The 21,333-nt window shown below is 41.0% G+C and carries 20 protein-coding genes and 1 tRNA gene; 18 read left to right on the forward strand and 3 right to left on the reverse strand.

The features are described 5' to 3' along the window. Window positions 1–109: 109 nt before the first annotated feature. Window positions 110–185, forward strand: a tRNA-Gly gene (locus ABN236_RS15935). A gap of 720 nt (window positions 186–905) precedes the next feature. Here ABN236_RS15935 and queG read toward each other — a convergent pair. Further along, window positions 906–2,060, reverse strand: coding sequence for a tRNA epoxyqueuosine(34) reductase QueG (gene queG, locus ABN236_RS15940; protein ID WP_109394723.1), 1,155 nt, complete (start codon window positions 2,058–2,060; stop codon window positions 906–908). A gap of 225 nt (window positions 2,061–2,285) precedes the next feature. Here queG and tsaE point away from each other — a divergent pair, with 225 nt between their 5' ends. The 17 genes from tsaE to rplI all read left to right on the forward strand — a co-directional run bounded on the left by tsaE (window position 2,286) and on the right by rplI (window position 18,791). Beyond that, window positions 2,286–2,753: a tRNA (adenosine(37)-N6)-threonylcarbamoyltransferase complex ATPase subunit type 1 TsaE gene (gene tsaE / locus ABN236_RS15945; RefSeq protein ID WP_088494008.1), complete on the forward strand. Its 468-nt coding sequence runs from the start codon at window positions 2,286–2,288 to the stop codon at window positions 2,751–2,753. A 13-nt stretch (window positions 2,754–2,766) separates the two neighbouring features. Next, complete coding sequence (locus ABN236_RS15950; protein ID WP_349474400.1) at window positions 2,767–4,107, forward strand: N-acetylmuramoyl-L-alanine amidase; 1,341 nt, start codon at window positions 2,767–2,769, stop codon at window positions 4,105–4,107. Between the two features lie 23 nt (window positions 4,108–4,130). Continuing rightward, entirely contained in the window at window positions 4,131–6,140 is a 2,010-nt protein-coding gene (gene mutL, locus ABN236_RS15955; RefSeq protein ID WP_349474401.1) for a DNA mismatch repair endonuclease MutL, read from the forward strand. Then, a complete protein-coding gene (miaA, locus tag ABN236_RS15960) occupies window positions 6,109–7,050 on the forward strand; it encodes a tRNA (adenosine(37)-N6)-dimethylallyltransferase MiaA (RefSeq protein WP_069369879.1) in 942 nt (313 codons plus the stop codon). Before mutL ends, miaA begins: the two co-directional genes overlap by 32 nt. Before the next feature lie 109 nt (window positions 7,051–7,159). Then, window positions 7,160–7,447: an RNA chaperone Hfq gene (gene hfq, locus ABN236_RS15965; protein ID WP_075672788.1), complete on the forward strand. Its 288-nt coding sequence runs from the start codon at window positions 7,160–7,162 to the stop codon at window positions 7,445–7,447. Between the two features lie 94 nt (window positions 7,448–7,541). After that, window positions 7,542–8,825 carry a ribosome rescue GTPase HflX gene (gene hflX, locus ABN236_RS15970; protein ID WP_109394715.1) on the forward strand — a complete coding sequence of 428 codons (1,284 nt, stop codon included), beginning with the start codon at window positions 7,542–7,544 and terminating at the stop codon, window positions 8,823–8,825. Between the two features lie 92 nt (window positions 8,826–8,917). Beyond that, window positions 8,918–10,192 carry an FtsH protease activity modulator HflK gene (gene hflK, locus ABN236_RS15975; RefSeq protein WP_088494004.1) on the forward strand — a complete coding sequence of 425 codons (1,275 nt, stop codon included), beginning with the start codon at window positions 8,918–8,920 and terminating at the stop codon, window positions 10,190–10,192. Window positions 10,193–10,194: 2 nt separating this feature from the next. Then, window positions 10,195–11,199, forward strand: coding sequence for a protease modulator HflC (hflC, locus tag ABN236_RS15980; protein WP_075672791.1), 1,005 nt, complete (start codon window positions 10,195–10,197; stop codon window positions 11,197–11,199). 183 nt (window positions 11,200–11,382) lie between these two features. Beyond that, window positions 11,383–11,553: a hypothetical protein gene (locus ABN236_RS15985; protein WP_349474402.1), complete on the forward strand. Its 171-nt coding sequence runs from the start codon at window positions 11,383–11,385 to the stop codon at window positions 11,551–11,553. Between the two features lie 102 nt (window positions 11,554–11,655). Continuing rightward, window positions 11,656–12,954, forward strand: a complete 1,299-nt coding sequence (locus ABN236_RS15990) for an adenylosuccinate synthase (RefSeq protein ID WP_072069601.1) — start codon at window positions 11,656–11,658, stop codon at window positions 12,952–12,954. Between the two features lie 429 nt (window positions 12,955–13,383). Further along, entirely contained in the window at window positions 13,384–13,812 is a 429-nt protein-coding gene (gene nsrR, locus ABN236_RS15995) for a nitric oxide-sensing transcriptional repressor NsrR (protein ID WP_109372704.1), read from the forward strand. A gap of 39 nt (window positions 13,813–13,851) precedes the next feature. Next, window positions 13,852–16,344 (forward strand): ribonuclease R, encoded by a 2,493-nt coding sequence (gene rnr / locus ABN236_RS16000; RefSeq protein WP_349474403.1) that lies wholly within the window; start codon window positions 13,852–13,854, stop codon window positions 16,342–16,344. A gap of 102 nt (window positions 16,345–16,446) precedes the next feature. Beyond that, complete coding sequence (rlmB, locus tag ABN236_RS16005) at window positions 16,447–17,178, forward strand: 23S rRNA (guanosine(2251)-2'-O)-methyltransferase RlmB (protein WP_165126424.1); 732 nt, start codon at window positions 16,447–16,449, stop codon at window positions 17,176–17,178. A 163-nt stretch (window positions 17,179–17,341) separates the two neighbouring features. Beyond that, the gene (rpsF, locus tag ABN236_RS16010; protein ID WP_023583607.1) at window positions 17,342–17,740 is read left to right on the forward strand and encodes a 30S ribosomal protein S6; all 399 of its coding nucleotides are present in this window, start codon (window positions 17,342–17,344) and stop codon (window positions 17,738–17,740) included. Window positions 17,741–17,748: 8 nt separating this feature from the next. Continuing rightward, complete coding sequence (gene priB / locus ABN236_RS16015; protein WP_006535746.1) at window positions 17,749–18,069, forward strand: primosomal replication protein N; 321 nt, start codon at window positions 17,749–17,751, stop codon at window positions 18,067–18,069. A 4-nt stretch (window positions 18,070–18,073) separates the two neighbouring features. Beyond that, the gene (gene rpsR, locus ABN236_RS16020; protein ID WP_000135199.1) at window positions 18,074–18,301 is read left to right on the forward strand and encodes a 30S ribosomal protein S18; all 228 of its coding nucleotides are present in this window, start codon (window positions 18,074–18,076) and stop codon (window positions 18,299–18,301) included. Window positions 18,302–18,341: 40 nt separating this feature from the next. Continuing rightward, complete coding sequence (rplI, locus tag ABN236_RS16025; protein WP_023583606.1) at window positions 18,342–18,791, forward strand: 50S ribosomal protein L9; 450 nt, start codon at window positions 18,342–18,344, stop codon at window positions 18,789–18,791. A gap of 82 nt (window positions 18,792–18,873) precedes the next feature. Here the strand turns inward: rplI and ABN236_RS16030 are convergent, their stop codons facing one another. Both ABN236_RS16030 and ABN236_RS16035 read right to left on the reverse strand, forming a co-directional pair. Beyond that, entirely contained in the window at window positions 18,874–19,527 is a 654-nt protein-coding gene (locus tag ABN236_RS16030; RefSeq protein ID WP_349474404.1) for a LysM-like peptidoglycan-binding domain-containing protein, read from the reverse strand. Between the two features lie 68 nt (window positions 19,528–19,595). Continuing rightward, window positions 19,596–21,290 (reverse strand): hypothetical protein, encoded by a 1,695-nt coding sequence (locus ABN236_RS16035; RefSeq protein WP_349474405.1) that lies wholly within the window; start codon window positions 21,288–21,290, stop codon window positions 19,596–19,598. Window positions 21,291–21,333 lie beyond the last annotated feature (43 nt).

Consider the following 21,333-nt stretch of genomic DNA (forward strand, 5'->3'; position numbering starts at 1 on the left):
GGAATAGCTCAGTTGGTAGAGCACAACCTTGCCAAGGTTGGGGTCGCGAGTTCGAGTCTCGTTTCCCGCTCCAATCTTTCTTAGACAGTTATGAGTAGTGTTATGCGACGCGGGAATAGCTCAGTTGGTAGAGCACAACCTTGCCAAGGTTGGGGTCGCGAGTTCGAGTCTCGTTTCCCGCTCCAAGTTTTTTCTCTTCTGCTTTATCAAATCTCATTTTTTAATCCTCATAAAGAAAATTTTAAGTTTTTTCTCTCGCTTTTTTAAATATCGACTACACTGTTTTAGGGTGCAAGTTAAGGGATTTTACTTAATACACGCAAAGAGAGTGTGTGGGATTTTTGCTCAAAAAAGAAAATGTCATTACTGCATGTAAGATCAAGCTATTTTTTTGTGATCTATCTTTGATCTTTGCTTGCATTTCTATTTTGACAGCACTAGAATGTGCGCCTTTCCTCATTTAGAGGGGAAACGAGAGGCAAGATCATTTTTTAGGTTTTAGGCCTTTATTCTGTTAAACATGCATTGAATAGTATTTTAGAAAAAGAAAAGGGTTTTTCAGGCTTTTCTTTAAAAAAACGTGATATATATTCTACTATTCTTAAAATCTTCCCAAATCGATTTATCCACAGTGAGATGCTAATAACCACCGCATCTAAGCACTATTTATTTTTTTACTGCACAGAGTTATCCACAAGCACGTATCATTAAGTGATAAGGATATTATTCTCTTCAATAAATTGATTGGATTTTATATCTAATTGATAACTAAGTTTATTTTAATTTTTTTAAATTTTGGGTCTTAGTTCGCTTGAATTTTTTGTTCATGTTGATAGGCAAGGGATTTTTATTTTATTCACAGAGGAAATTAATGGTTACTCGTAATGCGTTTATTCTGTTAAAAATTAAGCGTCGCGAGGTAAGCCTTTAGTTATCGCCCTTACTAAGCGTTTTTGTTGTGAAGTCTGTATTTTTACTTCTTTTTCATTTCTCTTCGCTGTCTGTTGTGCAATCGCCCAGTTTAAATGTTCATCTAAAACATCACTCAATCCAAAGCGTTCTTGCAAGGCAAGTATAATTTTATCTTGATAAGGTGCATTTCCTAACGCCACGCTAATATTTCTAAGCCAACGTAAATAGCCAATACGACGGATCGGTGATCCCTCTGTAATACGCAGAAATTTATCTTCATTCCATTGAAAAAGATCGAGTAATTCTGGGGTATGAAGTGCTCTTCTCGGAGAGAAATCTTCTTCGTCAGTCAGTGATGAAAAACGATTCCAAGGGCAGATAAGCTGGCAATCATCACAGCCATAAATGCGATTACCCATTAGAGGGCGAAATTCTTCAGGAATAGCACCATCGAGCTCGATAGTGAGATAAGAAATGCAGCGACGGGCATCAATAGTATAAGGTTCAACAATGGCACCTGTCGGGCAGGTTGTCATACAGGCGACACATTTACCACATTGCTCTTCAACTGGGCTATCCGTAGGTAATGGCAAATCAATCAGAAGTTCACCAAGGAAAAACCAAGAGCCAGCTTGATTATTAATAACAAGTGAGTGTTTACCAACCCAACCAAGTCCTGCCTTAACGGCTAATGGTCTCTCCATAATAGGTGCTGAATCAACGAAAGGACGAAAGTTGACTACCCCTTGATATTCGAATTGCTGACAATATTGTGAAATTCTTTCGCCGAGTTTTTTAAGACGTTGTCTTAATACTTTGTGATAATCCCGACCAAGCGCATAACGGCTGATATAGCCTTGCTCTGGATTATTTAAAGTTCGTGCAAAAGCTGCATCCGTAGGGAGATAATTCATTCTCACACTGATAACACGTAATGTACCCGGAACCAGTTCATGAGGTCTGGCTCGTGTCATTCCATACTTTTCCATCCATGCCATTTCACCGTGATATTGCTTATCTAGCCACGCTTGCAGGCGAGGTTCTTCAAGTGATAAGTCAGTATCACATATTCCTGTTTGTTGAAAACCTAGCTCAGAACCCCATAATTTAATGTTTTGAGCGAGAAGATTAAGATCGAGTGATGACATGAATAAACCGAATCAATAGGTAAGAGGTGAGTCCTAAGAGCGCGCAGTGTATCATAGTGAGGCAGTAGGAAAAATCCTCGCAATAAATAGATTTATGGTATGGTTATTTGATAGTGATTTCGATAACTATTTGCCTTAAGAAAACATATAAAGCTTAGTATTGGATGTTCTCCGACGATCTCTCTTTATTAAGCCGTTATAACTTAACAATAGATTATATTAAATATGAAAGAATGGGTTGTTACATTAGAAGATGAAGCGGCGACAGTTAAACTCGGGCGTACTGTTGCAATGGCGACTAATCATAGCGGATTGATCATTTATTTATATGGCGATCTTGGTGCTGGAAAAACAACCTTTAGCCGAGGCTTTTTGCAAGCGCTTGGTCATCAAGGGCATGTCAAAAGCCCAACATATACATTAGTTGAGCCCTATATGCTTTCGCCAAATCCTGTTTATCATTTTGATCTTTATCGTTTAGCTTCTGCTGAAGAGCTAGAATTTATGGGAATACGCGACTATTTTGAGCAAGACGCGTTATGCCTTATTGAATGGCCATCGCAAGGCGAAGGTTTTTTACCTAACGCGGATTTAGAACTTCATTTAAGCTACGAAGATGAAGGTCGAAAAGCGCGTTTTGTTGCCCTTTCACAAAGAGGGAATACTGTTTTATCCCGTATTCAGTCTGCATAAAGGAATATTGATTATGTCGAGTCTCATCACTATTGTGAGTCAAAGTCAGCGCTATGTTGTTGCCTTTCTGTTGGTTGTTTTGTCTTTATTTTTTGTGCAAATAGCACAAGCCGCTACTGTGACAGAAGTAAAAGCAGAAAACGGTATTTCAGCAACAACTCTCACATTCACTTTTAGTGATGGGAAGCCAAGTTATCGATATTACTCATTAAAAAGTCCTGATCGTTTAGTGATGGATTTTAAACAGAGCACAAAAATCACGGGATTACCGGCAACATTAGGCAATGGGCAGTTAGTTCATAAAATTCGCTCAACACAATCAAAAGATAGCCAATACCAAAGTATGGTTGTTGAGCTTGCTCAGCCTGTTGTGGTAACTGAAAGTTTGATGAATGTGAGTGGTGGCTATAAGTTAGTGCTTACTATCAAAGCTATGAATAGCCGACAAAATAGTAATGCTCAATCGACAGTAAGTGTCGTTGCGTTATCACCAGCAGCAACCACGACTACATCAACTGCAAATACAAATTCAAACACAAATAGGGAAATGGCACCTTTAATTACCAAGCCGACACCTGAGGTTGCGCCCGTTATTCCTATTGTAAAACCACGCACCACACCTTCAAAACCACAAGCGGGTTCTCGCCAAATTATAATTGCGATAGACGCGGGTCATGGTGGACAAGATCCGGGCGCGATTGGTCAGAAAGGTAATCGTGAAAAAGACGTAACGCTAAGTGTGGCAAGGAAGTTGGAAGCACGCTTACGTAATGATCCTATGTTTAAACCTGTTCTAACACGTAGTGGCGATTATTTTATCTCAGTTGCTGGGCGCTCTGAAGTTGCCCGTAAGCAAAGTGCGAATATGTTAGTGTCTATTCATGCAGACTCAGCACCAAATCGTAGTGCTAGAGGCGCATCTGTGTGGGTGCTTTCTAATCGTCGTGCAAACAGTGAATTAGGTAAGTGGCTTGAACAAAGCGAGAAGCAATCTGAATTACTTGGTGGTGCAGGTGATGCTTTATCTGATGGCGCTGATCCTTATTTAAGTCAAACAGTACTTGATTTGCAGTTTGGCAACTCACAGCGAGTAGGTTATGACGTTGCTGTTGCCGTATTGTCTGAACTAAGAAAAGTGGGCTCACTACATAAGAAAACACCAGAGCATGCGAGTTTAGGTGTTTTACGTTCACCTGATATCCCTTCAATTTTAGTTGAAACAGGCTTTATCAGCCACGCGTCAGAAGAGCAATTACTGATTTCTGATGCTTATCAAGAGAAACTTGCGGCGTCAATTCACGCGGGTTTAAGAAATTATTTTCTGGCTCATCCTTTACAAAACGCGCCTAATTGATTGAGTAAAATGGAATAAAGGTAATGGCGATAAATTTATTACCTCCTCAGCTTGCAAACCAAATTGCCGCAGGGGAAGTTGTTGAAAGACCAGCCTCTGTCGTTAAAGAGTTGCTGGAAAATAGTTTAGACGCAGGCGCGACCTCAATTGATATTGATATCGATAAAGGTGGTGCCAAGCTTATTCGCATTCGTGATAATGGGTGTGGTATTAATCGTGATGATTTGAAGTTAGCACTTGCTCGCCATGCAACTAGCAAAATATCAAGTCTTGACGATCTCGAAGCCATAATGAGTATGGGGTTTCGTGGTGAAGCCTTAGCGAGTATTAGCTCAGTTTCCCGTTTAACACTGACATCGCGTACTCAAGATCAAGAAGAAGCATGGCAAGCTTACGCTGAAGGTAGAGATATGGCAGTGACTGTTAAACCTGCCGCTCATCCTGTCGGAAGTACAGTTGAAGTACTCGATCTCTTTTATAACACGCCAGCAAGACGTAAATTCTTACGTACTGAAAAAACAGAATTTGCACATATTGATGAAGTGGTACGTCGCATTGCGTTATCACGTTTTGATATCTCTATAAATCTTACCCATAACGGTAAACGAGTTCGACAATATCGTGCTGTGAAAGATGAAAGTCAGCAAAATCGCCGTTTGAGTGCGATTTGTGGTAATAATTTTGTCAATCAATCAATGCATTTATCGTGGGAACATGGTGATTTAGCAATAAAAGGTTGGGTAGAACATCCTTTATCACCAGTGCAAAGTAGTGAACTTCAGTATTGCTATGTGAATGGACGAATGATGCGTGATAGGTTGATTAATCATGCTATTCGCCAAGCTTATGAAGGATATTTGCAAGGAGAGCAGCAACCTTCTTATATCTTGTATTTAAGCGTTGATCCTCACCAAGTCGATGTAAACGTGCATCCTGCGAAACATGAAGTTCGTTTTCATGAATCTCGTTTGGTTCACGATTTTATTTATCAAGGCGTGTTGAGTGTTTTACGACAAGCAACGCAAGAGCCTTTATCATTGACTTCAGATGACGAAGAAGAACACGAAATAGCGTTAAATTTTCCTGAAAATCGTCAAGTTGCAGGTGAAAACGTATTTTCTCAGCCTTATCAAGCACCAGCGGCTCAAACCCCGCAAAATACATCATCACACCACTCTAATGAACGAGAGCACAATAATAACTCTCATCAAAAACAGGCCTCTCAATTTGGAGGTAGTCGCCAGTTTGGTGAAAGTTATCAACGGACACAAGGTGCGCTTTATCAAAAAATGATGGAAGAAAGTGTATCTACATCAAAAGATAAAGAAAAAATACCCCTATTTCCTGACCGTGCCCCATTGAATTTAGGTGAAATCGTTCATACAACTAATAATATCGAAGAAGATGTTATTTCGGTGATGCCTCGTTCCGTCAATGCGAAAGATGGGCAAACTGATTATACTTTTGGGCGAGTATTGGCAATTTATCAGCAGAAATATGCGTTAATAGAATCTTCACAAGGTCTTGGGCTGTTATCATTGGAAGAAGCTGATTTTCTGTTAAAATGTGCGCAATTACTGCCTAAAGATGAAACATTGAAGCCACAACCTTTGTTAGTGCCTTTAAAATTGGCATTGAGCAAAGAAGAAATTAGTGTATTTAATCAGTTTCAAACGCTAATCAGTCATTTCGGGATCGTTATCGAAATTTCTCACGGTAAAGCAACAATACATGCGGTGTCGTTACCTTTGCGTCAGCAAAATTTACCTGTGTTACTGACCGCATTATTAGCCTATTTGTCAGCAGAACAATCTTGTACCGAGCAACAACTTGGACAATGGCTTGCAAGACAATTAGGGGCAGAGCCGGCGCAATGGTCGCAAGCTCAAGCAGTAGGATTATTGGCTGATATTGAAAGACTTTGCCCTCAATATGTCAGACAGCCAGCAAAAAACTTATTACAATTAATTGATTTACAACCGGTGGTAGTGGCATTAAATAATGAGCGATGTGAACACGCAAATAAAACCTAAAGCAATTTTTCTAATGGGACCTACAGCGTCAGGTAAAACAGCATTAGCAATTGCACTGAGACAAAAACTGCCTGTAGATATTATTAGCGTGGATTCAGCTCTTATCTATCGTGGTATGGATATCGGTACAGCGAAGCCGGATGCGAATGAGCAATCGCTTGCTCCACATCGATTAATTGATATTCTAGATCCCGCATTTCCCTATTCCGCTGCGGATTTTCGACGTGATGCATTAAATGCAATGGAAGAAATTACTGCGGCTGGGCGAATTCCACTATTAGTGGGTGGGACTATGCTATATTTTAAAGCGTTACTTGAAGGTCTATCGCCTTTACCCAGTGCCAATTCGGATGTTCGTGCTGAAATAGAAAAAAAAGCAGCAGAGCAAGGGTGGGAGGCAATACATAAAGAGTTAGCATTGGTTGATCCCGTTGCCGCACAACGGATCCACCCTAATGATCCTCAACGACTTTCTCGTGCGCTAGAAGTTTACCTGATTTCAGGTAAGACAATGACGGAATTGACAAAAATATCAGGCGAGTCTTTGCCCTATGATGTTTATCAGTTTGCGATTGCTCCGAAAGATAGAAATGTTCTTCACCAACGCATTGAAGCCCGTTTTAAACAGATGTTAACGTGTGGATTTGAAGATGAAGTAAAATCATTATATGAACGGGGCGATCTGCATGAAGATTTACCTTCTGTACGTTGTGTCGGTTATCGCCAGATGTGGTCATATTTATCAGGCGAAATAGATTATGATGAGATGGTTTATCGAGGGATCTGCGCTACCCGGCAATTAGCGAAGCGACAAATCACCTGGTTAAGAGGTTGGAATGACATTCACTGGCTTGATAGTGAAGATCCAAAACAATCTCTTGACACTGTTTTGCAGGTAGTTAGTGCATAGATGGTAGGTTTGTGTAAAATTGATAGTTGCCAAAGCGCAATTTTTGAGTAGTTCATTTTTCGAACCAATTGGGTTCTAATATAAAACAACAAAATAAGGAAAACATAGAATGGCTAAGGGGCAATCTTTGCAAGATCCTTTCCTGAACGCATTACGTCGTGAAAGGGTTCCCGTTTCTATCTATTTGGTAAACGGCATTAAATTGCAGGGTCAGATCGAATCTTTTGACCAATTTGTTATTTTGCTGAAAAACACAGTAAGTCAGATGGTATACAAACATGCTATCTCTACCGTGGTACCTTCGCGTCCTGTTTCTCATCATAGCAACACAGGCACGAACCAAACTGGTACAGGCTACAATGGTGGCGCTGCTCAGCAGGATGATGTTGCAGAATAATAATCCAATATTATTCTTGATATAAGAAAAACATAGGTAGGGAGACTTTACCTATGTTTTTTCCTGTTTTTATAAAGTCCAAGAGGTTTCGCCTTTGTTTGATCGTTATGAAGGTGGCGAATTAGCCGTTTTAGTGCACGTCTTCTTTTCTCAAGAAAAGGACGTTGATGATTTGCAAGAATTTGAATCTTTGGTGACATCTGCGGGTGTTAAACCAGTTCAGATTATTACAGGAAATCGTAAAGCGCCTCATCCTAAATATTATGTGGGTGAAGGTAAGGCAGAAGAAATTGCCGAAGCTGTAAAAGCAAGTGGTGCAGATGTTGTTTTATTTAATCATGCACTGACACCTGCACAAGAACGAAATCTGGAAAGACTTTGTGAATGCCGTGTGGTTGATCGCACGGGAGTTATCCTTGATATTTTTGCTCAAAGAGCAAGAACCCATGAAGGAAAGCTACAGGTAGAACTCGCCCAGTTACGTCACTTATCAACTCGTTTAGTCAGAGGGTGGACTCACCTTGAAAGACAAAAAGGGGGGATCGGGTTACGAGGACCAGGTGAAACTCAGCTAGAAACAGACCGCCGCTTACTCCGAGGTAAAATTAGTCAAATTCTAATGCGATTGGGTAGGGTTGAGCGTCAGCGTGAACAAGGACGGCAAGCGCGGAGTAAAGCTGATATTCCAACATTATCCCTTGTTGGTTACACAAATGCAGGGAAATCGAGTTTATTTAATCATATTACCTGTTCTGATGTGTATGCAGCAGATCAGCTCTTTGCAACATTAGATCCGACATTAAGACGTATTCAAGTCGATGATGTGGGAACCGTTGTATTAGCCGATACTGTTGGATTTATTCGACATTTACCTCATGATCTTGTTGCTGCTTTTAAAGCCACTTTGCAAGAAACACGAGAAGCTACCTTACTTCTTCATGTGATTGATGCAGCAGATAGCCGTTTTGAGGAAAATATTCATGCAGTTGAAAGCGTATTAGAAGAGATTGATGCTCAAGAAATACCAACACTGCATGTCATGAACAAAATTGATCTTCTTGAAGACTTCACTCCAAGAATTGATCGAAATGAAGAAAACTTACCCGTTAGGGTTTGGGTTTCTGCACAAACAGGCGAAGGTATTCCTCTGTTGTATCAGGCGTTGACAGAACGTCTTTCAGGTGAGATCGCACACTTTGAATTACGTTTACCGCCAGAGAATACAGGGCGCTTACGTAGTCGTTTTTATCAATTACAGTCAATAGAACGTGAATGGATTGAAAAAGACGGTAAAGTTGGGCTAATCATACGTATGCCTATGGTAGACTGGCGTCGCCTTTGCAAGCAGGAACCAAATTTATTGGATTACGTGGTCTGATATTCGGCCATAATAATGAACATTAACTGAGAGCTGGCGACGAAATCGGCTCTTAAGCCTGATAAATCTAATCATAATAATGGAGCTAGAACATGGCGTGGAATCAGCCCGGTAACAACGGACAAGACCGCGACCCGTGGGGTAACCGAAACAGCGGCAATAATAATGGCGATGGCAACGGTAACTCCAACGGTAATCAAGGAGGTCGGAATCGTGGAGCATCAGATCTCGATGATATGTTCCGTAAACTGAGTGAAAAACTTGGTGGTTTCGGCGGTAAAAAAGGTGGAAACTCCTCTTCTGGGCAAAATGGCGGTCCTCGTAGTAATGCTGGAAATCTTTTGATTTCTCTTGCATTAGGTGCGGTTGTCGTAGTTTGGGCTGCAAGTGGTTTTTATACCATCAAAGAGGCAGAACAAGGCGTTGTGACTCGTTTTGGTAAATTTTACCAAATCGTTGAACCTGGTCTGAACTGGAAACCGACTTTCATTGATGAAGTTCAGCCTGTTAACGTAAAAACTATCCGTGATTTAACTACGGGTGGCATGATGTTAACGTCAGATGAAAATATGGTTCAAGTCGAGATAAACGTGCAGTATGTTGTCTCTGATCCAGAAACATTCCTATTTAACCTGACAACACCAATTAACAGCTTAGGTCAGGCAACTGACAGTGCAGTGCGTGGCGTTATTGGTCGTTCAGAAATGGAAAAAATTCTGACTTCTAACCGTTCAGAAATTCGTGACCAAACACGTCAAGAATTAGAAGAGACTATCCGTCCTTATAACATGGGTATCTCGATTGTGGACGTCAACTTCCAAGTGGCTCGCCCACCAGAAGCGGTAAAAGCGGCATTCGATGACGTAATTGCTGCACGTGAAGAAGAACAAAAAACAATCCGTCAAGCTGAAGCTTATAAAAACGAAGTGCTACCGTTAGCAAAAGGTAACGCACAACGTATGATTGAAGAAGCAACTGCTTATAAAACCAGTGTGGTGATGAAAGCAGAAGGTGAGGTAGCAAGCTTTGCTAAAATCTTACCTGAATATCGTGCTGCTCCTGAAATTACTCGCGAGCGTCTTTATATTGAAACGATGGAAAAAGTGCTATCAAAAACACGTAAAATCATCGCTAATGATAAAGGTAATAGCATGTTAGTGCTGCCTTTAGAGCAAATGTTACGTCAGCAATCTCAATCTGCACCATCAAATACATTTGAGGCACCTGCTCGTATCAACACACCCGCTCCAACTGTAAATCCAGCACCGGCACAAAAACCAGCAACAACGACTTATGGTAATGGTGGATATGGTAGTAATAATGGCGGTTATGGTCAGCCTTACGGCAATAATCAAGGAGGACAATAATCATGCGTAAAGTTATCGCTGTTGTTGCAGTTATTATTTTAGCGTTGTTGTACTCTTCTGTGTTTGTCGTTCAACAATATGAGCGTGGCATTATTTTACGCTTTGCGAAAGTTGTACGTGATGCTGAAAATAAGCCCGTTGTTTATGAACCAGGTCTTCACTTTAAAATTCCATTTATTGAGAATGTGAAAAAACTGGATGCACGTATTCAAACTATGAATATCCAGCAAGACCGTTTCTTATCAGGTGAGAATAAAGACTTATTAGTCGATTCTTATCTGAAATGGCGTATCAGTGATTTCAGCACCTACTATCTGGCAACAGGTGGTGGTAACACAACGCAAGCTGAAACTTTACTGCGTCGTAAGTTCAGTGACCGTTTACGTTCTGAGATTGGTCGTATGAGCGTTAACCAAATTATTACGGATTCTCGTGGTCGTTTAACCATTGATGTTCGTAATGCACTGAATGAAGGTACTCCTTCTCGTGATTCAAGCGCTGCTGATGATGCAATTGCTATTGCAGCTAAAAAAGTGGCTGAAGAAACTAAAGGCCAAGCTCCAGCTATCAACATGAACAGTATGGCGGCTTTAGGTATTGAAGTGATTGACGTTCGAATCAAACAAATCAACTTACCTATGGAAGTTTCTGAAGCGATTTACCAGCGTATGCGTGCAGAGCGTGAAGCCGTTGCTCGTCGTCACCGTTCACAAGGTCAAGAGCAAGCGGTGAAAATTCGTGCTGCTGCTGATAAGACTGTAACAGAGACACTGGCTGAATCTGAGCGTGAATCATTACGTCTTCGCGGTGAAGGTGATGCACAAGCAACTAAACTGTTTGCTGATGCATTCAACCAAGATCCAGACTTCTATGCGTTCATTCGTAGCTTACGTGCTTATGAGAAGAGCTTTAACCAAGACGGCAATGACGTCATGGTGTTAAGCCCAGATAGCGATTTCTTACGCTATATGAAAGCACCGACAAAAGCGCGAGCGATTGAAGAGTAATTTCTAAACGCGTTAAACCGTTTGAGTAAATAATAAAATCCTTCACCTTAAAAAGTGGGGGATTTTTTTTGATATCAATAAGATAAAGCGAGTGATCAAGTTAAGAAATAAATAATTGTGCATAAAAAGATGAAAATTTACGCTTAATGGTTTCCAAAATGGTTTTAGCTGGGATAGTATAAAGTGAAAATTGCATTTCAAGATAAACCTTCGGCAATTCCGAAGCGTCTTCTTCGCCGTTTTCACTTTTATGTCACTCTGCTTCCTGTTTTTGCGATCAAAGCTGTTGATAAAAGTCACAATACGTTTGTGATGCGGATTTTTCGGGCAAAAATATTGACAATGGCAAGATAATCTATTGCTTAAAAGCGGGGATGACATAATTAGATAAAATCTACTGTAACTCTTGAATTGAGATGGTAGAATCCTTTTTTAAGCAACCGAGTGTATTTTGAAATGAGTAATAACGTTGTCGTATTGGGCACCCAGTGGGGTGACGAAGGCAAAGGCAAGATAGTCGATTTGCTGACAGAACGCGCTAAATATGTTGTTCGCTACCAAGGTGGCCATAACGCGGGTCACACTCTAGTCATCGACGGTGAAAAAACCGTTCTTCATTTAATCCCATCAGGCATTCTCCGTGAAAATGTTGTTAGCATCATAGCAAACGGTGTCGTTTTATCACCGGAAGCGCTGATGAAGGAAATGACCCAACTTGAAGATCGTGGTATTCCTGTTCGTTCTCGCTTACTTCTGTCTGAAGCTTGCCCATTAATCCTTCCTTATCACATCGCATTAGACAATGCGCGTGAGAAAGCTCGTGGCGAAAAAGCTATCGGTACAACAGGCCGTGGTATCGGTCCTGCTTACGAAGATAAAGTTGCTCGTCGCGGTTTACGTGTTGGCGATCTGTTTGATAAAAAAGCGTTTGCACAAAAACTCAAAGAAATCATCGAATACCATAACTTCCAACTGGTGAACTACTACAAAGTTGAACCTGTTGATTACCAAAAAACCTTAGACGATATCATGGCAATCGCTGATATTCTGACTGGTATGGTTGTTGATGTTTCTGACTTACTGTACAAAGCAACACAAAACGGTGAGTTAGTGATGTTTGAAGGTGCACAAGGTACTTTATTAGACATCGACCACGGTACTTATCCGTATGTAACCTCTTCAAACACAACCGCTGGTGGTGTGGCAACAGGCTCAGGTTTAGGCCCTCGCTATGTTGGTTACGTATTAGGGATCATCAAAGCTTACTCTACTCGTGTAGGTGCAGGTCCATTCCCAACTGAATTGTTTGATGAAGTGGGTGACTTCTTACGTGAGAAAGGCCAAGAATTTGGTGCAACTACAGGCCGTAGTCGTCGTACTGGCTGGTTAGATATCATCGCTATTCGTCGCGCTGTTCAAATCAACTCACTGTCTGGTTTCTGCATGACTAAACTGGATGTGTTAGATGGTCTGAAAGAAGTGAAACTGTGTGTAGGCTATCGTTTACCAAACGGTGAAGTGATTGATACAACACCTTTAGCTGCTGATGATTGGGAAGGTATCGAGCCTATCTATGAATCAATGCCAGGCTGGAACGAAACGACGTTTGGTGTGAAAGATCACGCTCAACTGCCACAAGCAGCACTGAACTACATCAAGCGCGTAGAAGAGTTAACAGGCGTTCCTGTTGATATCGTTTCTACTGGCCCAGACCGTTCAGAAACCATCATTCTCCGTCATCCATTTGATGCATAATCTGCATTAAATTGGTTTGATGTGAAAATCGTCCCTGAAAATGACAGGGGCGATTTTTTCGTATCTGTTTGTTGGTTAAGTTGAGATGGAAATACGCGTTACACACATAAGATAAGACAGCTTTACACTCGGTTTTGCTTCTGTTTTATCAGTAACGCGTAAAAAATAATAAGACAATGTTATTGTTGTAGAGTCAGAAATAAAGAAAGCGATCTGTTGAAAATCGACAGTATCGCTTTTTCTTTGCCTGTGATGTCGCTATTATTTTGTTAATAGTCAAGTGAGAGACGGAAATAACTCACTTTTGAGCATATCTTTGCTAAATGTCCAAAAATTAAACATAATATTGCTTAATAAAATGATATTCTCATTAATAATTACTTATCCCTTAACGGCTTTAGTAGGGAAAACCACTTTTCAGAGGTCATTGTGCAATTAACCAGTTTTACAGATTATGGATTGCGGGCATTGATATATATGGCTTCATTGCCAGAAGGCAAAATGACAAGTATCACTGAAGTGACACAAGTCTATGGCGTTTCGCGTAACCATATGGTGAAAATTATTAATCAACTTAGCCATTTAGGTTTTGTTGAGGCTATTCGCGGTAAAAATGGAGGGATCCGTTTAGGCAAGCCTGCAACAAATATCATTGTGGGTGAGGTTGTTCGTGCTTTAGAGCCACTTTCATTAGTAAACTGTAGTGCTGAGTTTTGCCACATTACCCCAGCTTGTCGACTGAAACTGGTGTTGAATCAGGCAATTGAGCAGTTTTTGAAAGAGTTAGACCGTCACACACTCGCAGAGCTAGTTGAAAATAATAGCTCCTTATATAAATTGTTATTAGAAGATGTTTGAGTCTACTATTTCATCAAATCTGATAGCTTGGAGGTCATAATGTCAAAAGATCCTTTTCAGGATAGAGAAGCAGAAAAATACGCCTCTCCAATTGCTAGTCGCGAATATATTTTAGAAGAAATGAAAAGGCGCACGGCACCAATGAGCCGTGAAGATTTAGCACAGGCGTTAAAAATTTCAGGTGAAGAAGACTTAGAAGCGTTACGTCGCCGTTTAAGAGCGATGGAGCGTGATGGTCAATTAGTTTTTACCCGTCGCCAATGCTACGCATTACCTGAGCGCCTTGATTTATGGAAAGGCAAGGTAATCGGTCACCGCGATGGATATGGTTTTTTACGTGCAGAAGGTCAAAAAGATGACCTCTATCTTTCACAAGATGAAATGAAAAAAACCATGCATGGCGATGTTATCCTTGCCCAACCTTTAGGTATGGATAGAAAAGGTCGTCGTGAAGGTCGTGTTGTTCGTGTTGTTGAACCAAGAAATAACCAAATTGTAGGTCGCTATTTTATTGAGTCAGGTATGGGATTTGTTGTACCTGATGATAGCCGTTTAAGCTTTGATATTCTTATTCCTAAAGAAGATATCATGGGCGCGCGTATGGGAAATGTGGTGGTGGTTGAGATCACGACAAGACCAACCCGACGCACGCAAGCAGTAGGTCGTATTGTTGAGATCTTAGGTGAAACAATGGGAACAGGTATTGCGGTAGAAATCGCATTACGTACTCATGAAATCCCTTATACATGGCCTGCAAAAGTGACAAAAGAAGTCGCTGATTTAAAAGAGGAAGTGCCTGAGTCCGCTAAAGAAGGACGAGTTGATTTACGTGACTTACCTTTAATTACTATTGACGGTGAAGATGCGCGAGACTTTGATGACGCTGTTTATTGTCAACGTAAAAAAGGTGGCGGCTGGCGTTTATGGGTTGCGATTGCTGATGTTAGCTATTATGTACGCCCACAAACAGCGCTAGATACAGAAGCACGTAGCCGAGGAAACTCTGTTTATTTCCCTTCCCAAGTCGTGCCGATGTTACCAGAAGTCCTATCTAATGGATTGTGTTCATTAAACCCACAAGTTGACCGTTTATGCATGGTCTGTGAGATGACCGTTTCTGAGCAAGGGCGTCTTTCTTCTTATCGATTCTATGAAGCGGTGATGAGTTCTCATGCTCGAATGACCTACACCAAAGTGTGGAAAATCATTCAAGGTGATGAAGAACTGCGTGAGCACTATAAGCTTATCGTTAAAGATATTGAGCATCTGTATGAGTTATACCAAGCATTAGATAAAGCGCGCGAACAGCGCGGTGCAATTGGTTTTGAATCAGAAGAAGCGAAGTTTATCTTTAATGCCGAGCGTCGTATTGAGCGTATCGAGCCAGTTGTTCGTAATGATGCACACAAATTGATTGAAGAGTGCATGATCCTTGCTAATATCGCAGCCGCTCGCTTTGTTGAGAAAAACGAAGAACCTGCACTTTACCGTATTCATGATAAACCAAAAGAAGACAGCGTCCTGAATTTACGCTCTGTCTTTAATGAATTAGGTTTAACGTTGCCAGGAGGCTTAACACCTGAGCCAGCAGATTATGCGCGTGTCATGAAAGAGGTTGAAGACAGACCTGATCGCGAAATGCTACAAACCATGATTTTGCGCTCTATGAAACAGGCAATTTACGATCCTGAAAATCGTGGGCACTTTGGTTTAGCATTAAAATCTTACGCACACTTTACCTCACCAATTCGTCGTTATCCTGATTTAGCCTTGCATCGTGCAATTAAATATCAGATTGCGAAGGAAGAAGGTCACGGTTCTCAACGTTGGACACCAACAGGTGGTTACCATAGTGATATGGACACCATGTTGCAATTAGGTGAGCACTGCTCTTTAACCGAGCGCCGCGCTGATGAAGCAACACGAGATGTTGCCGATTGGCTGAAATGTGACTTTATGTTGGATCAAATTGGTCAACAGTTTACCGGTATTATCACCAGCGTAACGGGCTTTGGTTTCTTTGTTCGCTTAAATGATCTGTTTATTGATGGTCTGGTGCATGTTTCTACATTAAATAATGATTACTATCAGTATGATAATGTAGGGCAACGCTTAATTGGTGAGTCTTCAGGACAAGTCTATCGCCTTGGTGACGAAGTAGAAGTAAAAGTTGAAGCAGTTAGTATGGATGAACGTACTATCGACTTCTCTTTAATTTCAACAACACGCACCGCGCGTAATCCGGGTAAAACAGCCCGTGTTCGTGGTTTAAAAGGTGAAAAAGACAAGAAAAACGCAAGTTCTAGTAAGTCTCGTCGTCGTGATTCAAGCAAAGATAAAAACTTTGAGCCAGATAGTGCCTTCAAAAAAGGTAAATCATCAGGTCGAAGTAATGCAAGCAAAGATAAAGCTGTAAAAGACCAAGTTGCGAAAGATAAAGCAAGTAGCAAACGTAAGAAAGCATCATCACAAACCAAAAAGATAGAAGCAAAACTTAAAGCTAAACGTGCAGCCAAACGCGATAACGCATAATCTTTTGTTCTTCTAGTTCTTTTTTAAAAGGCGGAGACCCCGCCTTTTATCTGTTTTGTGCCTTTTATTTTTTAATGAGTAAGCACCGCTATGAGCGAAGAAATTATTTATGGTATTCACGCAGTAACCGCATTACTTGAGCGTGATCCTGCACGTTTTAAAGAAGTTTATGTATTAAAAGGGCGTGAAGATCGCCGTTTAACACCTGTTATTCATGAATTAGAAGCACAAGGCATTCTGGTTCAGGTCGCTAATCGTCAATGGTTAGATAGTCAAACTGAAGGTGCTGTTCACCAAGGTATTATTGCTAAAGTAAAACCAGGTCGTCAGTATCAAGAACAAGATTTACCAGACTTGTTAGCTAAAGTCGGTACACCTTTCTTATTAGTGCTAGATGGCGTGACTGATCCCCACAATTTAGGGGCTTGTTTACGTAGCGCAGATGCTGCCGGTGTACATGCTGTTATCGTTCCGAAAGATCGCTCTGCACAATTAAATGCAACAGCCAAAAAAGTGGCTTGTGGTGCAGCAGAAAGTGTTCCTTTAATTAAAGTGACTAACCTTGCTCGTACACTGCGTTTCTTGCAAGAAGAGAACGTTTGGATTGTTGGCACAGCAGGTGAAGCAGACCACACTTTATATCAAAGTAAACTCACAGGCCCAATGGCATTAGTGATGGGCGCTGAAGGTGAAGGTATGCGTCGTTTAACACGTGAGCATTGTGATGAACTGATTAGTATCCCAATGGCGGGTACAGTCTCATCACTTAACGTCTCTGTGGCAACGGGTGTTTGCTTATTTGAAGCGATGCGCCAGCGTATTAATGTAAAATAATCGCTTAGTTTATTTTATTCTCTATACTCCCTTGAGTTTTATTGACCGCGGGGGTATAGTTACGCGTCAATTTTTTCAGTCACAACTTAAACAAGTTCCTTGCCTCCATGGGTGGTGACTGACCCTGACAGGAGGCTGATAAATCCGTAAGGAGCAATATCAAATGCGTCATTACGAAATCGTTTTTATGGTTCATCCTGACCAGAGCGAACAAGTTCCGGGCATGATCGAGCGTTATAAAACCGCTATCACTAATGCAAATGGTCAGATCCACCGTCTAGAAGACTGGGGTCGTCGTCAATTAGCTTATCCAATCAACAAACTGCACAAAGCACACTACGTTCTGATGAACGTTGAAGCTCCGCAGGAAGTGATTGATGAACTGGAAACTACTTTCCGTTTCAACGATGCCGTTCTCCGCAACATGATTATGCGTACTAAACACGCAGTAACTGAAGCTTCTCCAATGGTTAAAGCAAAAGACGAACGCCGTCGTGATATCGCTGATGACCTAGATGATGAAGATGAAGTTGATGATGTAGCAGAGGATTCTGAAGAGTAATTAGTGCTGTGACGGCTAATAATCATTTGGTGCTAACTGGCACAGTGTGCAAAGCATTAATTCGAAAAGTTAGCCCCGCTGGGATCCCGCACTGTCAATTTGTTATTGAACATCGTTCAATACAAGAAGAGGCGGGATTAAAAAGACAATCATGGTGCCGAATGCCCATTATTGCTAGCGGGAAAGCGTTACAAGCAGTTACTCACAGTATAACGGTCGGCAGCCAAATCACCGTTTCTGGATTCATTAGTAGCCATCAGGCGCGAAATGGATTGTTTAAATTGGTGCTTCATGCCGAGCAGATTGAATTGATAGATTCTGGAGACTAGCCATATGGCACGTTATTTCCGTCGTCGTAAGTTCTGCCGTTTCACAGCAGAAGGCGTACAAGAGATCGATTATAAAGATATCGCTACGCTGAAAAACTATATCACTGAAAGTGGTAAAATTGTACCAAGTCGTATCACCGGTACTCGTGCAAAATACCAGCGTCAGCTGGCTCGTGCTATCAAGCGCGCACGCTACCTGTCTTTATTACCTTATACTGATCGTCATCAGTAATAGGTATATAGTCCATTAATGACTTGTAGAGGATAAGGTAATGCAAATTATTCTGCTTGATAAAGTAGCGAATCTGGGTAGCCTGGGTGATCAGGTTAACGTAAAATCGGGCTATGCTCGTAACTATTTAATCCCACAGGGTAAAGCTGTTTCTGCGACTAAGAAAAACATTGAGTTTTTCGAAGCGCGTCGTGCTGAGTTAGAAGCTAAATTAGCTGAAACTTTAGCAGCAGCTGAAGCTCGTGCAGCGAAGATCAATGCACTGGGTTCTGTCACTATCAGCTCTAAAGCGGGTGACGAAGGTAAACTGTTTGGTTCAATCGGTACTCGTGACATCGCTGATGCAGTAACTGCAGCTGGCGTTGAAATGTGTAAGAGCGAAGTTCGCCTGCCAAATGGCGTTCTGCGTACTACTGGTGACCACGAAGTTCACTTCCAAGTTCACAGTGACGTATTCGCTGAACTGAATGTTATCATCGTTGCTGAATAATCTCTGATTAAACAGTTAATGTTGATAAAGAAAAACGCCAGCTTAGCTGGCGTTTTTTTTGGATAAATTAAATTGCTTCTTACTATGGTGTGCGGTAATAACTTCCATCACTCAAACGCGTGTAAGTGATAACCGTACCTGCGCTATTTGTTACTTCCAGCATACTGATATCACCTTGTGGATTACGCTGTAAACGAATAGCTTGCCCTGAGCGTAATTGACTTAATGATTTCTGTTGATCTTCTGATTTCGCCATAGAGAATGCATCATTGACAGGAAGTTGATTGTCTCTAAACAGTTGCGCTAAGGTTTGCCCCTCTTTAATGGTATAAGTTTGCCATGTTTGCGCTGGTGTTGATTGAGTGTCTTGTTGTGGTGTTGTTTGAGTCATATTTCCCGCAGGATCATTTGCCGTTGGAGCCTCTATTGATGGAGAAGCTGCGGGATCTGCATTTAAGCTATCTTGCGCTTGAGGGATCGAGGTTTGATAAGTCGGATCATTAGTTGATACTGATGGTGAAATAGGCACAGGAAGATCATGTGTCGATGATGACGGTTGAGGTGGCTCACCATTATTTTCACTTGTTGGCCAAAAAAATACGACCAATAAAACAACAGCAATAACTAGTATTGCCCGACGATGTAAGCCAGGGAATTTGCCCATATTCACCTCATTATTGATCTGTGAATCAGTATTATGAATTGCTGTAACATCTTTTTTATTCCTTGTAGCCATACTAGCACGAACCATGATCCTAACCTGCTCCCTGAATTCTTTTCAGAATTATCTATTCGCTCTAACCGTTAATGTTCTTTATTTCCTTGATGGTTAACTAAAAATAGTTTCATGCGTTGATACACATTTTTATCCGTTTCTATGGTTAAAGCCTGTGTTAATTCACCATAAAGATCATGAGGCAATAATGTGTCAGACCATGTTGAAAGAACATTCAGCGCCATATTTCTATCACGCAATGTCGGACTACGTAATTGCCTTTTGATAAGTGACCAACCGATACCGGGAAAACCACCAAGATCTTGCATAATATATTCAACGGCATGATGGGGCTGATATTCAGAGTAGGTAGTTATTAATGGATCATCTGTGCTATCTAATGCTGTTAATTCAATTTGTTGTTCTGCAAGTTTAACTACTCTTTCTATTTTGTGAGAAGCATCAGTTTGCATTAATTGGTGCCACCAATCCGCATTGGGATTATCTTTTTGTAGTGAAAAGAGTAATTCCCAGATATCAAGGCGAAGAGATTTAGCGACAAGGCTTGCTTGGTAATTTTTTGAGCGAGATGGATTTTGTAATGCTTCAATAATGAGAGTTGACCATTCAGGTTTTTGGATAATATTTTGTGAAGCAGAGATAATTTGTTGTTGGCAATGATCGTTCCAGCCGAGAGACTCAAGTAATAACCAGTCTTCACCACTGTTTTGCACAAAGTCTGCGATTTCACAGACACAATAAAGGAGCTTTAATTCTTTTGGAGGCAAAGTATCGACTTGTGAAATAAAAGCGTTGCATGCTTGGGCACCTTCCACATAATCGTAAATATCTTTTGCGGGACCGCCATTAAGCAGTGCACGTAAAAGATCACTAGAACCAAGCAATAGCTCGTTATCTAAAGGATGCGTATTTAGCATCTCTAATAGTGCCCCTTTTGTGACACAGTCATAGGCGACATACTCTGTCATTACATTGTTTTTATACCCTTCAGTCAGCAGCCAATAGCGATTATTAACAGATAATGTTGAAGGTAGATGTTCGATAAACTGGATACGTCCCCAGCCCTTAGTTCGTTGACCTAGAGAGTGTAAAAAAGGCTCAAATTCTTCACAAGAAAGGCGCTGTTTTAGTGAACGAATAGCATAAAGTGTAAATTCAGGGTGTAGGGAAAACAATAAAAGTAAACGCTGAGAGGCGCTATCATTAAACGATCCTAATAGTCCTAAAGCTATTTTGATAGGATTCTTGTCAGGACTTAACTTTAAGATCCACAAGATCAATTGAAAATAGATCTCATGATTAATCAGTGCTTCATCTTGTTCTATTTTGTCTATCAGATGCGAAAGATAGGTAATAGGGGCGAGTTTATCTTGGCAGGCAATTGAATAAAAAGAAGCAACATGCTCTTTATCAGGTAAAAGAACGACATGCTTTATTGCATGATAAAGTGACAGCGAAAATTCTTCACATGCCTTTTGAGAAGGCTGTTGTTCAATTGCTCGGCCTATTCGTTGATGCAAAATAATACCTTCCCGAGCGCCGGCTGACCAACTAAAAGGTATCGAATCATCATCAGGTTTTGTTTTTAAGTGAGCGTCTGACAATAGATTTAATTCATCAAGCAAAGGTGTATCACCTATTTCATAAGGTGCTAACAGCGAAAGAATTGAAGGAACAGAAGAAGGATAAACGTTAGGAAAGTCTATTGTGAGGTCGATAGACAGAGGTGACTTACTGAAAAGCTTATCGCGCCAATTAGTCATAATAAATCCTATTTGTTTTGCCGTCTTAGTATAACTTTAGCGG

The organism is Proteus sp. fly-1013, from assembly GCF_040140245.1.
GTDB classification, from domain to species: Bacteria; Pseudomonadota; Gammaproteobacteria; order Enterobacterales; family Enterobacteriaceae; genus Proteus; species Proteus mirabilis_B.

Bases quoted from the DNA above. Each gene is read 5' to 3' on its own strand.
- queG (WP_109394723.1), bottom strand. From the start codon at position 2,060: ATGTCATCACTCGATCTTAATCTTCTCGCTCAAAACATTAAATTATGG.
- tsaE (WP_088494008.1), top strand. From the start codon at position 2,286: ATGAAAGAATGGGTTGTTACATTAGAAGATGAAGCGGCGACAGTTAAA.
- ABN236_RS15950 (WP_349474400.1), top strand. From the start codon at position 2,767: ATGTCGAGTCTCATCACTATTGTGAGTCAAAGTCAGCGCTATGTTGTT.
- mutL (WP_349474401.1), top strand. From the start codon at position 4,131: ATGGCGATAAATTTATTACCTCCTCAGCTTGCAAACCAAATTGCCGCA.
- miaA (WP_069369879.1), top strand. From the start codon at position 6,109: ATGAGCGATGTGAACACGCAAATAAAACCTAAAGCAATTTTTCTAATG.
- hfq (WP_075672788.1), top strand. From the start codon at position 7,160: ATGGCTAAGGGGCAATCTTTGCAAGATCCTTTCCTGAACGCATTACGT.
- hflK (WP_088494004.1), top strand. From the start codon at position 8,918: ATGGCGTGGAATCAGCCCGGTAACAACGGACAAGACCGCGACCCGTGG.
- hflC (WP_075672791.1), top strand. From the start codon at position 10,195: ATGCGTAAAGTTATCGCTGTTGTTGCAGTTATTATTTTAGCGTTGTTG.
- ABN236_RS15990 (WP_072069601.1), top strand. From the start codon at position 11,656: ATGAGTAATAACGTTGTCGTATTGGGCACCCAGTGGGGTGACGAAGGC.
- rnr (WP_349474403.1), top strand. From the start codon at position 13,852: ATGTCAAAAGATCCTTTTCAGGATAGAGAAGCAGAAAAATACGCCTCT.
- rpsF (WP_023583607.1), top strand. From the start codon at position 17,342: ATGCGTCATTACGAAATCGTTTTTATGGTTCATCCTGACCAGAGCGAA.
- rpsR (WP_000135199.1), top strand. From the start codon at position 18,074: ATGGCACGTTATTTCCGTCGTCGTAAGTTCTGCCGTTTCACAGCAGAA.
- rplI (WP_023583606.1), top strand. From the start codon at position 18,342: ATGCAAATTATTCTGCTTGATAAAGTAGCGAATCTGGGTAGCCTGGGT.
- ABN236_RS16030 (WP_349474404.1), bottom strand. From the start codon at position 19,527: ATGGCTACAAGGAATAAAAAAGATGTTACAGCAATTCATAATACTGAT.
- ABN236_RS16035 (WP_349474405.1), bottom strand. From the start codon at position 21,290: ATGACTAATTGGCGCGATAAGCTTTTCAGTAAGTCACCTCTGTCTATC.